General features: G+C 73.8%; 5 protein-coding genes. All 5 read left to right on the top strand.

The window, feature by feature from the left end; genetic code table 11:
* Window positions 1-263 precede the first annotated feature (263 nt).
* The 5 genes from ABZZ04_RS36705 (at window position 264) to ABZZ04_RS36685 (ending at window position 14,227) form a co-directional block, all read left to right on the top strand.
* Entirely contained in the window at window positions 264-2,474 is a 2,211-nt protein-coding gene (locus ABZZ04_RS36705; protein WP_356936581.1) for a helicase, read from the top strand.
* A 139-nt stretch (window positions 2,475-2,613) separates the two neighbouring features.
* A complete protein-coding gene (locus tag ABZZ04_RS36700; protein ID WP_356936578.1) occupies window positions 2,614-4,959 on the top strand; it encodes an FdhF/YdeP family oxidoreductase in 2,346 nt (781 codons plus the stop codon).
* Between the two features lie 42 nt (window positions 4,960-5,001).
* On the top strand, window positions 5,002-5,733 hold the full coding sequence (locus ABZZ04_RS36695; RefSeq protein ID WP_356936577.1) for a class I SAM-dependent methyltransferase: 732 nt from the start codon (window positions 5,002-5,004) through the stop codon (window positions 5,731-5,733).
* 72 nt (window positions 5,734-5,805) lie between these two features.
* Complete coding sequence (locus tag ABZZ04_RS36690; protein ID WP_356936576.1) at window positions 5,806-6,564, top strand: hypothetical protein; 759 nt, start codon at window positions 5,806-5,808, stop codon at window positions 6,562-6,564.
* Between the two features lie 805 nt (window positions 6,565-7,369).
* On the top strand, window positions 7,370-14,227 hold the full coding sequence (locus tag ABZZ04_RS36685) for an SDR family NAD(P)-dependent oxidoreductase (protein ID WP_356936580.1): 6,858 nt from the start codon (window positions 7,370-7,372) through the stop codon (window positions 14,225-14,227).
* The last annotated feature ends 2 nt before the right edge of the window (window positions 14,228-14,229 follow it).

Below are 14,229 nucleotides of genomic sequence, written 5' to 3'. Positions count from 1 at the left end.
CCGCACACGGCTACACCGGACCCGTCGACGGCGTGATGGGCCCCAACTCCTGGCGCGGCTTCAGCCGCTTCATCAACCAGGACCGCTGGGACTGAAACCCCACGACACGCACGAGAAATCCCCGGACCGCAATTGTGGTCCGGGGATTTTCCCGGGTATATTGAGTGTTTCTGTGCGTCCACAGAAAAAGCCCCACAACGGGGGCCACTAAGAAACACCATATCCGGCAGGGAGTCGTTTTGTCAAATCGGGAAAGCGCCGAATTGCAGAAGGAACAGGAATTCATCGACCGGCTCCACGACCGTGTCGACGCCCTGCGCGAGGTCACCGCACAGGGCGTCGAGGACGCGCTGACACCGGTCGGGAACGGCTTGCAGGCCCGTCTCGAACGCGATGTGCTCGTCGCCGAACGCTCGGGGCTGCTGGCCGCCCTGAACGCGGTGGACGGCTCACTGTGTTTCGGCCGCATCGATTTCCGCGACGGCACCGCGCGCCATATCGGCCGGGTCGGAATCCGCGAGGACGACGCCGAACGCACTCCGCTGCTGATCGACTGGCGCGCACCGGTCGCCCGGCCCTTCTATCTCGCCACCGGTCACACCCCCATGGGGCTGCGCCGACGCCGGCACATCGCCTCCAGGAACCGCACCGTCACCGAACTGCACGACGAGATCCTCGACCTCCGGGACCGGGAGCGCACCGGCTTCGAGGACCCGAGCGGCGACGCCGTGCTGCTCGCCGCCGTGAACTCCGCCCGCACCGGCCGCATGGGCGACATCGTGCGGACCATCCAGGCGGAGCAGGACCGCATCATCCGCGCCCCGCACCGCGGGGTCCTCGTCGTCGAGGGCGGTCCCGGCACCGGCAAGACGGCGGTGGCGCTGCACCGGGCGGCCTTCCTCCTGTACGAGCACCGCGAGCTGCTCGCCAGGCGCGCCGTCCTGATCGTGGGCCCCAACCCCGCCTTCCTGCACTACATCGGCGAGGTGCTGCCCGCGCTCGGCGAGACCGGTGTCCTGCTCGCCACGCAGGCCGAACTCTTCCCCGGGGTGCGCGCCGAAGGCACCGACACGCCCCGCGCCGCCGCGGTCAAGGGCGGGGCCCGGATGGCCCCGGCGCTCGCCCTCGCCGTCCGCGACCGGCAGCGGCTGCCCGAACCCGACGCGCCGCTGGTCGTCCCGCACGACGACGGGGACCTCGTGCTCGACCGGGAGATCGCCCGCGAGGCCCGGCAGGCGGCCCGTGACACCCGGCTGCCCCACAACCTCGCCCGCCCGCACTTCGCGTTCCGGATCATCGACGCCCTCACCGCTCAGCTCGCCGAGCGGATCGGCGCCGACCCGTACGGCGGCCCCAACTTCCTCGGCCCCGACGACATCGCCCAGCTCGGCAAGGGCGTCGCGGCCAGCCGGGAGGTGCACTCCGCCGTCGAGGAGCTGTGGCCGGCCCTCACCCCGGAGGGGTTCCTCGCCGACTATCTGGCCGACCCCGTGCACATACCGGACGAGGAGGCCGGGGCCATCCGGCGCACGTCCGGCGGCGGGGCGTGGACCCCCGCCGACGTTCCGCTGCTCGACGAGGCGGCGGAGCTCCTCGGGGTCGACGACAGCGCCGAACGGGCCGCCGCCGAGGCCGAGCGCCAGGAGCGGATCGCGTACGCGCAGGGCGTGCTGGAGCTCTCGCGGGGTTCGGAGACGTACGAGTTCGAGGACGAGGAGTCCGAGGTCCTCGCCGCCCACGACATCGTCGACGCCGAACGGATGGCGGAACGGCACGAGGAGGCCGATCACCGCAGTGCGGCCGAGCGCGCCGCCGCGGACCGGTCCTGGGCGTTCGGGCACATCATCGTCGACGAGGCGCAGGAGCTGTCGCCGATGATGTGGCGGCTGCTGATGCGCCGTTCGCCGACCCGTTCGATGACCCTGGTCGGCGATCCGGCGCAGACCTCCGAGGAGGCCGGCGTCGGTTCGTGGGAGAAGATCCTGGAGCCGTACGTCGGTGACCGCTTCGAGCACGTCCGGCTCGGGGTCAACTACCGCACGCCCGCCGAGATCATGGAGCTGGCCGCCGGGGTCGTACGGGCCGAGAACCCCGGCTTCCGGCCGCCCGGTTCGGTGCGGTCCACCGGCGAGGTGCCGTGGACCCGGCACGCCGGGGAGGACCTGGCGGGTGCCGTGGCCCGGGCGGTCGCGGAGCTGACGCCCCGGGAGGGGCGCCTCGCGGTGATCGCGCCGCGGGAGCTCCACGAGGAGATCGCGGCCCCGCTGGACGGGATCACGGCCGGCGCCGAGCCGGATCTGACCCGACCGGTGGTACTGCTCGGCCCGCGCCAGGCCAAGGGGCTCGAATTCGACCACGTGCTGGTCGTGGAGCCCGCCCGGTTCAAGACCAGCGACCTGTACGTGGCCCTGACCCGCGCCACCCAGCGCCTGGGCGTCGTCCACCGGGAGGAGCTGCCCGGGGCGCTGCGCTGACAGGACCGGGGAGGGGGACGGCACGGGAAGGGGACGGCACCGGCCGGGAGCCGGATGGCGGGCCGGGACCTGCGGGCATAGCCTGCCCAGCAGTGCCGTTCCATCGTCCCCGGTCCGCCCGGCGGAAGGGTTGAGAGCCTTGAGCACCACCCGTGACGAGCAGGAATCCCCGGAGCCCGCGGCTGGACCCGTCCCCGGGGGCGATCCGGAGTTCCACCCCTACCACCACCCCGCCGCGGGCTGGGGCGCGGCGGGGAGCGTGAGCCGTTTCCTGATGCGCGAGGGCACGCTGGTGGACGGTCCGCGGGCCATCATGCGGATGAACCACGAGAACGGCGGGTTCGACTGTCCCGGGTGCGCGTGGCCGGACGACACCAAGGGCCTGCACCTGGACATCTGCGAGAACGGCATCAAGCACGTCACCTGGGAGATGACCCGCAAGCGGGTCGGGCGCGAGTTCTTCGCCGCCCACTCGGTGACCGAGCTGGCCGGATGGAACGACCACGACCTGGAGAACCAGGGCCGGCTGACCGAGCCGATGGTCTACGACCCCGCGACGGACCACTACGTCCCGATCGGCTGGAAGGACGCGTTCGAGATGGTGGGCCGCGCCCTGCGCGAGCTGGACCATCCGGACCGGGCCGCGTTCTACACCTCCGGCCGGCTCGGCAACGAGGCCACCTTCCTCTACCAGCTGATGGCCCGCGAGCTGGGTACGAACAACCTGCCGGACTGCTCCAACATGTGCCACGAGGCCAGCGGCCGCGGCCTCCAGGCGTCCCTGGGCACCGGCAAGGGGACCGTCGACCTCAAGGACTGGGAGCGGGCCGACGCGTTGTTCGTCCTGGGGGTCAACGCCGCCTCCAACGCACCCAGGATGCTCACCGCCCTGTCCGAGGCGTACCGCCGCGGCGCCCGGATCGTGCACGTCAATCCGCTCGTCGAGGCGGCGGCCACCCGCACCATCGTCCCGCACGACTTCACCGACATGGCGCTGTTCAAGGCGACCCGGACCAGCACCCTGAACCTGCAGCCCCGCATCGGCGGCGACATGGCGCTGCTGCGCGGGATGTCGAAGGCGATCCTGGAGCAGTCCGAGTCCGATCCCAGGGCACTGGACCGGGAGTTCATCGAGCGCCACACCACCGGCTTCGAGGAGTACCGCGCGCTGTGCCGGGCCACTTCGTGGCAGGAGATCGAGGACCAGTCCGGGCTGAGCCGCGTCGACGTCCTCGACGCGGCGCGCGTGTACGGCGAGGCCGACCGCTCCGTCATCAGCTGGTGCCTGGGGATCACCCAGCACGAACACGGCGTCGACACCGTCCGGGAGATCGTCAACCTGCTCCTGCTCCGCGGCAACCTGGGGCGGGAGGGGGCCGGCCCCTCCCCCGTGCGCGGACACAGCAACGTCCAGGGCAACCGCACCTGCGGCATCGACCACCGGCCCACCGACGCGTTCCTGGACCGCCTCGCCGAGGTCTGCGGGATCGAGCCGCCCCGCCGGCACGGCCTGGACACCGTCGGCACGATCAAGGCGATGCACAGCGGCGACGTGAAGGTGTTCGTCGGCATGGGCGGCAACTTCGCCCTGGCGGCGCCCGACACCCCGTACACCTGCGCGGCACTGCGCTCCTGCGACCTCACCGTCCAGGTGAGCACCAAGCTGAACCGCAGCCACGTCGTCCACGGCCGCCGGGCCCTCATCCTGCCGTGCCTCGGCCGTACCGAGAAGGACCACCAGCGCAGGGGCGTCCAGAGCACGTCCGTCGAGGACTCGATGAGCATGGTCCACCTGTCGGTCGGCATGAAGCGTCCCGCCTCGCCGCACCTGCTGTCCGAGCCGGCCGTCGTCGCCGGCATGGCCCGCGCGGCCCTGCCCGACAGCGCCACCCCCTGGGAGTGGTACATCGAGGACTACGACCGCATCCGCGACACCATGTCCCGCGCGCTCGACGGCTTCGAGGACTTCAACCGCCGGGTGCGGATGCCCCTCGGCTTCCGCATCAGGCAGCCCGCCCGCGAGCTGGTCTTCCTCACCCCCTCCGGACGTGCCGAGTTCTCCACCGCGGCCCTGCCCGACGTCGTCCCCGCCCCCGGCACCCTGGCCCTGGGCACCATGCGGTCCCACGACCAGTGGAACACCACCGTCTACTCCGACAACGACCGTTACCGCGGCATCAAGAACCTGCGCACGCTCGTCCTCATGAACCGGGCCGACATGCGCGAGCGCGGTATCGCCGACCTCGGACCCGTCGACATCACGAGCACCGCGAAGGACGGCAGCCGGCGCTCCCTGGAGGGCTATCTCGCCGTCCCCTACGACATTCCCCGCGGCTGCGCGGCCGGCTACATGCCCGAAATGAACGTGCTGTGCGCGCTCTGCGACTACAGCACCCAGAGCGACCAGCCGATCATGAAGCACGTCAGGGTCACCATCTCCCCGGCCGCCGCCGGGGCGGGGAGCACGGGGCGGGAAACGGCGTAATCGCTTCGACAACGCCCGCCGCACCCGGCAGAGTCGCCGACCATGACGAGCAGTGAGATGTGGACCCGTGCGACCGCCGACCGCTACGACACCGAGGAGAAGGAGATGTCCTCGGCCGCCGTCCTCGGACCGGCCCTCGACTTCCTCGCCGGGGACGGCCGGGCACTGGAGTTCGCCATCGGGACCGGGCGGGTGGGCGTCCCGCTCCGGGAACGCGGTGTGCCCGTGGCGGGCATCGAACTGTCCGAGCACATGGCCGCGGTCCTGCGGCGCAAGGTCGACGAGGACACGCTCCCGGTCGTCATCGGGGACATGGCCACCACCACCGTGCCCGGCGAGTTCGCCCTGGTCTACCTCGTCTACAACACCATCACGAACCTGCTCACGCAGGACGAGCAGGTCGAGTGCTTCCGCAACGCCGCGCGTCATCTGGCGCCCGGCGGCCGTTTCGTCATCGAGCTGGGCGTGCCGCCGCTGCGGTTCCTGCCGCCCGGACAGGTCGCGGTGCCGTTCGACGTCTCCGACGACCATCTCGGCTTCGACACCTTCGACCTGGTCGAGCAGGTCCTCCTCTCGCACCACCTCACCCGTGACGGCGACGACGGCCGCTACCGCCGCGACGTGTCCCGGCACCGGTACGCGTGGCCGGCCGAGCTCGATCTGATGGCCCGGCTCGCGGGGCTCGAACCGGAGCGGCGCGTCGCGGACTGGGACGGGACGCCGTTCACCCAGGACTCCCCGAAGCACGTCTCCGTGTGGCGCAAGCCGGTCTGAACCGCCCCTTCCGGCCCGCCCGGTCCGGGCCCGGACCGGGCGGGCCGCGCCCGCAGGGTACGGTCGCCTCCCATGGCATCACTTCACGCGTGGGAGCCGGGGCCCGCGGAGGATCTGCGGGTGGGCGACGTCGTCAGGATCTCGTGCCCCTTCACGGAGGCCCTGGTCACGGAGGGGCGTCCGGACGGGGAGGTCGCCCTCCGGTGGCCCTGGTGGTCGGCCGACCCGGACTGCTCGTGGTTCCGCTGGGACGGTTCGGTGGTCGTCGACGGCGGTACCGGGCCGGACGCGGGGGACGGGGGGCTGTTCCGCACCGATCCGGCGCCCCGTTCCCTCGCCACCGGTGACACGTGCCGCGTCGGCATCCCGCCGACCCTCGTCCACGTCGTCGACGTCGCCCGTTACGACCCGCCCCAGGAGACCGGCCTGCTGCCGCGCCCCGGCCGACTGGTGGTCGTCCTGCCCGCAGGCCGCTCGTACGACCCCCGGCTGGAGGAGCAGGGGGAGAGCTTCGACCCCGACGACGACATCCCGGTCGTCTTCGAGCCGGTCCTCCGTCCGTACGCCTTCCTGGAGCCCGGCGACGAGGTCGCCGACGGCTCCGGCCGGGCCTGGCGCTTCGACGGGCCGTGGGACTGGTGCCCCTTCGACGGCGCCGGTCCCCACGAACCCCTCTGGCCCCTCGTCCTGCTCGCCCGTCGCTCCTGCGCCGCCTCGGCGGAGGCGGGGGCCGCCGTCGCCGGGGCGACCCGTACCGGCTCCCACCGGGAGGAGATCGCCCGCTGGAGCAGCGTCGCGCGGGCCGAACCTCCCGTCCTTTCGACGTCGTGAGGGGTGGCGCGAAGTCGTCGGGTCGGTCGCCGGTCCGTCCTGCCCCGTGATCCGCCCGCCCGGACCCGGCCGTGGCCGTATTTCTCTCCTCCGGTCGGTGGGGGCCGGGACCGTAGTCGTCCGGCGGCCGGCGCGTGAGGGCCGTGCTCGCCTTTTCCCGTCCGGCCGGGCGGAGCAGCCGCCGGAGGGGGTGTGACCCCTCCGGCGGGACGCGGGGGAACGGAACCGTGTCGTCGCCGGGGCCGAGGTGGCCGAATACCTGTCACGGCGCAGGGGTGCGGGTGTGGGCCGGAGAGGCGATTTCGGGCCGGGCAACCGTCGGGGCCCGGGCGGGGCCGGGGGCGACTGCGGCGAGCCTGGCGGAAGAACGGACCGGACGGCTCCGGGTCCCGCACCGGTCCGGGCAGCGGGCGGGCGGTGCTACCGGACCGTGCGCCATCGACGGCGGGCACCTCCGCGACCGGGTGCGACCTGGCCCGGTACCCGGCATCGTGCGGCCACGCTCCGTGAGAACTCCGAGCCCCTCCAGGTTGCTGTGATCTTCGACACATCGGCCTTTTCGCGCCGCTCGAACGCACGTCATACACGTGTCATGCCCATGACTTGCAGGTGACGGCCGGTGCGCACCCGCGCGAGGAAGTCCGGATTGCCGCGCCTCGGGGTCTTTGCGGTTCACACCCGCTTAACGCGCGTAGACATCGGTGGCCGGACGGAACAACGTGACCTGTTGACCGCGCAGAGTCCCCACCAGTTAACTACCGCAGATCACGCCCAACGGACCCTCGAATCAGGAGACTTCATGTCGATGCCGTTATCCGGCGCGCCCTCCCTGCCGTCGGCGCCGGACCTGGTCATCGCGGTCAATCCGCTCCACCGCCCCTCCCCCCGGCTGACCGCCGCGGCGGTCCGGGCGGGCGCACTCGGTGTGCTGGAGCTGCCCACGGGGGACGCGCGCGGGGCCGAGGAGTTACTGGCCCGTACGGACCGATGGACCCGGGCACCGTTCGGCGTACGAATCCGCCCCGGCTGCGTGCTGCCGGACAGCGACACCGCCGGTTCGCTCCCCGAGGGCGTGGGCACCGTCCTGCTGGCCGATTCCGCCCGCCGCCCCGCCGACTTCCCCGGCCGCCGGGTCCTGGTGGAGATCACCGACCTGGCCGAGGCCCACGAGGCGGCCCGGGCCGGGGCGCACGGCCTGGTGGTGCGCGGCCACGAGGGCGGTGGCCGGGTCGGCGAACTGAGCACGTTCATCCTCCTGCAGCAGGTCCTGGCCGACGGGACGCTGGAACTCCCCGTGTGGGCCTGCGGGGGCATCGGGCCGCACAGCGCGGCGGCGGCCGTCGCGGGGGGCGCGGCCGGGGTGGTGCTCGACACGCAGCTGGCGCTGTTCGACGAGGCCGAGCTGCCCGCCGGGATCGCGGACGCCCTGCGCGGGCTCGACGGCTCCGAGACCGTGGTGCACCACGGCCGGCGCGTGCTGCGCCGCCGGGGACCGGGGGCGCCCCAACTCCCCGATGATCCCGAGGAGTTCATCTCCCGCATCGGCTCGGACGACCTGCGCACCCAGTTCCTGCCGGTCGGGCAGGACGTCTGCCTGGCCGGGTCGTTCGCCGGACGGTACGCAGATGTGCCCCGGGCGCTGCGGGCGGTCCGCGGCGCCGTGGCCGAGGCACTGGCCGACGACTCCCCCGGTGCCGCGCTGGTCGCGGGCTCGCCCGGCGCCCGAACGCTCGGCACGGACCTGCCCGTCGCCCAGGGCCCGATGACCCGGGTCAGCGACCAGCCGGCGTTCGCCGCGGCCGTGGCGGCACGGGGCGGACTGCCGTTCCTGGCACTGGCGCTGGCGGGGCCCGAGCGCACCCGCGCCATGCTGGAGGAGACCCGCTCCCTGCTCGGGGACGCCGCCTGGGGCGTCGGCATCCTGGGCTTCGCGGACGACGCCGTGAAGGACGCCCAGCTGGAAGTGGTCCGTGAGCTGCGGCCCTCGCACGCGATCATCGCGGGCGGCAGGCCCGCGCAGGCCGCCGCCCTGGAGGCCGAGGGGATCACCACCTTCCTGCACGTGCCGTCGCCGGGGCTGCTGCGGCAGTTCCTGACGGCCGGGGCGCGCCGGTTCATCTTCGAGGGCTCGGAGTGCGGCGGCCATGTGGGTCCGCGCGGCAGCTTCCCGCTGTGGCAGGCCCAGACCGAGGTGCTGCTCGACTTCCTGGCCGAGTCCGGCGGGCGGGGCGCGCAGGAGCTGACCGTGCTCTTCGCGGGCGGCATCCACGACGAGCGGTCGGCGGCGATGGCGGCAGCCCTGGCAGCCCCGCTGACCCGGGCCGGGGTGGGCTTCGGCGTGCTGATGGGCACGGCGTACCTGTTCACCGAGGAGGCCGTGACCGCCGGGGCGATCCAGCCGCTGTACCAGCGCCAGGTGATCGCCGCGGACCGCACCGACCTGCTGGAAACGGCTCCCGGGCACGCCACCCGCTGCGCGCACTCCGCGATCACCCGCGACTTCGCAGCCCTCAAGAACGGGCTGCGCGAGCAGGGGGTGCCCGACCGGGATGCCTGGGAGCAGCTGGAGCGGTTCAACGTGGGCCGGCTGCGGCTGGCGTCCAAGGGCATCGAGCGGGTCGGCGACGAACTGCTGACGGTGAACGAGGACCGCCAGGCGCACGAGGGCATGTTCATGGCCGGCGAGGTGGTGGTGCTGCGGCACGGCACGACCGACGTCGCGGCCCTGCACGCCTCGGTGACCGAGGGCGCGAGCCGTCTGCTGCGGGAGCGCTCCGCCGTTCCCGACGCGCCCGCCGAGGAGCCCGCGCCGTTGCGGATCGCGGTGATCGGCATGGCCGGCATGTTCCCGGGCGCGGCCGATCTGACCGAGTTCTGGGCCAACGTCCTGTCCGGCGAGGACTGTGTGTCGGAGGTCCCGGCGGACCGCTGGGACCCGGAGCTGTACTACGCGCCGGACGGCGACGGCGAGCGCACCCCGTCCCGCTGGGGCGGCTTCCTGCCCGAGATCCCCTTCGACCCGCTGGTGTACGGCATCCCGCCGACCTCGCTCGCCAGCATCGAACCGGTGCAGCTGCTGGCGCTCGAAGCGGCCCGCCGGACGCTGGTGGACGCCGGGTACGACGCGCCGGGCACCGACCACCGCCGCACCTCGGTGATCTTCGGGGCGGAGGCGGGCAGCGACCTGTCCAACGCGACGACGTTGCGCACGGTGCTGCCCGCGTACACCGGGAGCATCCCGGCGGGCCTCGACGAGCAGTTGCCGAGGCTGACCGAGGACTCCTTCCCGGGCATGCTGGCCAACGTCATCGCGGGCCGCATCGCCAACCGGCTCGACCTGGGCGGCGCCAACTACACGGTGGACGCCGCCTGCGCCTCCTCGCTGACCGCGGTGGACGCGGCCTGCAAGGAACTGGTCACCGGCACCAGCGACCTGGTGCTGTGCGGAGGTGCCGACCTGCACAACGGCATCAACGACTTCCTGCTGTTCTCCTCGGTGCACGCGCTCTCCCCCTCGGGCCGCTCGGCCACCTTCGACAGCTCCGCCGACGGCATCGCGCTCGGTGAGGGCGTGGGCTGCGTGGCGCTGAAGCGGCTCGCCGACGCGGAGCGCGACGGCGACCGGATCTACGCCGTCATCGACGGGGTGGGCAGCGCGAGCGACGGCCGGGCGCTGGGCCTGACCGCGCCCCGCCCCGAGGGCCAGCGCGCGGCGCTGGAGCGGGCGTACACGGGTGCGGGCGTCTCCCCCACCGAGGTCGGCCTCATCGAGGCGCACGGCACCGGCACCGTCGTCGGCGACCGCACCGAACTCGCCACGCTCACCGAGTTCTTCACCGAGTCCGGTGCACTGCCCGGCAGTTGCGCGGTCGGTTCGGTCAAGTCGCAGATCGGGCACACCAAGTGCGCGGCGGGCATGGCCGGTCTGATCAAGACGGCGCTCGCCCTCCACCACGGGATCAAGCCGCCGACCCTGCACGTCCGCGAGCCCAACCCGGCCTGGGAGAAGGGGTCGAGCCCGTTCTTCTTCCACTCCGAGGCCAGTCCGTGGCCGGTGGAGCCGTCCGGGCGGATCGCCGGGGTCAGCGCCTTCGGTTTCGGCGGCACCAACTTCCACGTGGTGCTGCGCGCCCACGAGCAGGCACCGGCGTCCCACACGCTGGACGGCTGGCCCGCCGAGCTGTTCGTGTTCCGCGGCAGGGACGAGGAGGCCGCCGCCCGTTCCGTACGGCGCCTGCTGGACCTGCTGGAGCGGGGCGGGACCTGGCGGTTGCGGGACTACGCCCGGCACGCCGCGCTCCGCGCCGACCGGGCCGCGTCGAACGAGGAGCCCGTCCGGTACGCGGTGGTGGCCGAATCGCTCGACGCGCTGCCCGGCCTGCTGGGGCGGGCCGTCTCCGGTGAACACGCCCCCGACGACGGTGTGTTCGTCGCGGCGCGGGAGCAGGAGGGCCTGTACGGGGACGCGGAGACCGTTCCCGCCGAGGCGCTGGCGTTCCTCTTCCCGGGCCAGGGCAGCCAGCGGCCGGGCATGCTGGCGGACCTCTTCGTCGCCTTCCCCGAGCTGCACCGCTACCTCCACCTCGGTGCCGAGTGGGCCGGGGCGCTCCACCCGCCCACCGCCTTCGACGCGGACACGAGGGCCGGGCAGCTGGCCAGGATCACCGACACGGCCGTGGCGCAGCCCGCGCTCGGCATCGTGGAGCTGGCCGCGGCCGATCTGCTCGGCAGCCTGGGGGTGCGGCCCGCGATGGCGGCGGGGCACAGCTACGGCGAACTGGCGGCGCTGGGCGCCGCCGGGGTGTTCGCGCCGCAGGACCTGCTGGCGGCGAGCGCCGCGCGCGCCACGGCGATCCTCGGCGCGGTCGACGGCGGCGACCCCGGGTCGATGGCGGCCGTGAACGCCTCCGCCGAGCAGATCGAGGAGGTGCTGCGGCTGGCCGGCCTGCACGGCGACGTCGTCGCGGCCAACCACAACTCGCCGCGGCAGACCGTCGTCTCGGGCCCGACCGGGTCGGTGGAGGCGGCCTGTGCCGCGTTGCGGGACGCCGGCCGCTCGGCCAAGAAGCTCCAGGTGGCCTGCGCCTTCCACAGTCCGGTGCTGTCGGGTGCGGGCGACGCCTTCGCCGGGCACCTGGAGCAGGTCCCGTTGCACCCGCCCGCCTTCGACGTGTGGGCGAACCGGACCGCCGCGCGCTATCCGGCCGCGCCCGAGGACATCCGCGCGTCGCTGGCGGCGCAGATCGAGGCCCCGGTGCGGTTCACCGAGCAGATCGAGGCCATGTACGAGGCGGGGGCCAGGGTCTTCGCCGAGGTCGGCCCCGGCCGGATGATGTCGCGGCTGGTGGACACCATCCTCAAGGACCGGCCGCACCGCACCGTGCCGGTGGCCGCCGACCACCGGGGCGGTCTGCGCGGACTGCTCGACGCCCTGGCCCGGCTCGCGGTGCTCGGCGTCGACGTGCGCCTCGCCCGGCTCGTCCAGGGCCGTGACACCGTCGACCCCGAGACCGCCACCGCGCCGCGCGCCGCGGGCTGGACGGTCGACGGCCATCTGCTGCGCCGCGCCGACGGCACCATCCCGTCGGGCGCACTCCATCCCCCCACCCAGATATCGGAGTCGGTCGTGTCGGAGCATCTCCACAACAACGGTTCCCTGTCCGGCCCCGACGCCCTGATCGCGGAGTTCCTCCGCAGCAGCCGGGACATGGTCGCCGCCCAGCGCGACGTGCTGCTGCGCTATCTGGGCGGGGCGGACACCGGCTACGCGGCGGCGCCCCCGGTGCCGAGCACCCCGGTGTACGCGCAGACCGTGGCGTACGAGCCGCCGCAGCCCGTACCGGCGCTGCCGGCGCCCGCCGCCCCCGAGCCGGTGGCCGCGGCGACCGCGCCCGCCACGGACCGGGAGAGCGTGCTCGACGCCGTCCTCGGTGTCGTCGCGGACCGCACCGGCTACCCGGTCGACATGATCGAGCCCGAGCTCGACCTGGAGGCCGACCTCAGCGTCGACTCCATCAAGCGCGCCGAGATAGCGGGCGAACTCGCCACCCGGCTCGGTCTGCCCACCGACACCCCCGACGGGCTCGACCGCCTCACCTCCGCCCGTACCGCCGCCGCCCTCACCGGTCTCCTCGTCGAGGCGCTCGGGGCCGGCGCGCCGGAGCCCGCGGCCGGGTCGGCGGCCCCCGCACCGGCTCCCGCGCCGGTCGCGCCCGAGGCCGTCGAGCCGGAGATCATCGCCCCCGTGCGGCTGGAGTTCACCGAGGAGGCGCTGCCCGGGGTGACCGCCGCGGTCCCGGCCGGGACCCGGGTGCTGCTGCTCGGCGGCGGTGCGGCGGCCGAGGCGCTGGCGGACCGGCTGCGGGCCGTGGGCGCCGAGCCGGTGGTCTCCGACGACGTGCCCGACGAGATCCCCGGCACCGTGTACTACCTGGGCGCCCTGGACGCCGACGTCCCGCCGCTGCCCGACGCCCTGCCGCTGTTCCAGAAGCTGCTCGCGGCGGCCCCCGCCCGGCTGGTCGCGGTGGAGCGGCGCACCGTGGGCGCGGCCAGCGGTCTGCGCGGCTTCTTCCGCACGGTCTCCCGCGAGTACCCCGAGTGCGCCGCGACCCTGCTGGAGGTGGTGGAGGACGCCGACGCCGGGGCCGTCGCCGATGCCCTGCTCGTCGAGGCCGCGGCCACGGACCGGGAGCCGGTCGTGCTCACCGACGGAACGGTCCGGCGCGCGCTGCGGCTGACCCCCACCGGTCTGGGTGCGCTCGCCGAGACCGGCGCGGGCCCCGCCGGGGACGGCGTGGCGGAGGCGGAGGCCGTCGGTCTCGACCGGGAGGCCGTGGTGCTGCTGGTCGGCGGCGCGCGCGGCATCACCGCCCGTTTCGCCCGGACGCTGGCCGCCACCAGTCGCTGCCGGCTGGTCCTCATGGGCCGCACCCCGGTGCCGTCGGAGGCCGAGGACCCGGCGACGGCGTCCGCGCAGGGCCGCGACGCGCTGCGCCGCGCGCTGCTGGCGACGGGGCTGACGCAGCCCGCCGAGATCGAGCGCAGGCTGAACTCCCTGCTGTCGGCCCGTGAGGTGCGCGACACGCTGCGGGAGCTTCGGGAGCTGGGCAGCGAGGCCCGGTACCACTGCGTGGACGTGCTGGACACCGAGGCCGTCAGCACCACGGTGAAGGAGGTGCACCGGGAGTACGGGCGGCTGGACGGGGTCGTCCACGCGGCCGGTGTCATCGAGGACAAGCTGATCGCGGAGAAGACCGCCGCCTCCTTCGACCGGGTCTTCTCCACCAAGGTCCAGGGGGCCAGGGCCGTGCTGGACGCGGTCGACTCGCTGCCCTCCGGGCCCCGTTTCGCGGTGCTCTTCGGCAGCATCGCGGCGGCCCTGGGCAACCGCGGCCAGTGCGACTACGCCGCGGCCAACGACGCCCTGGAGGAACTGGGCCGCCGGTGGACCAGGCCCGGCCGGCGCGGGTTCACCGTGCACTGGGGGCCCTGGGCGGCGGCGGAGACCGGCGGCGGCATGGTGACCCCCGAGCTGATGCGTTCGTACGCGGCCCGCGGGATCAAGCTGATCGACCCGGACGAGGGCCCGCTGAGCCTGCTGCGGGAACTGGCCTGGGGCCTGCCGGAGACGCACGCCACGGTCTACACCGCCTCGGGCTGGTGACA

It is taken from the genome of Streptomyces sp. NPDC006435 (assembly GCF_040612315.1).
Lineage (GTDB): Bacteria > Actinomycetota > Actinomycetes > Streptomycetales > Streptomycetaceae > Streptomyces.
The sequence above is the reverse complement of the archived record's forward strand: the minus strand, read 5'-3'. Positions and strand labels throughout refer to the sequence as shown.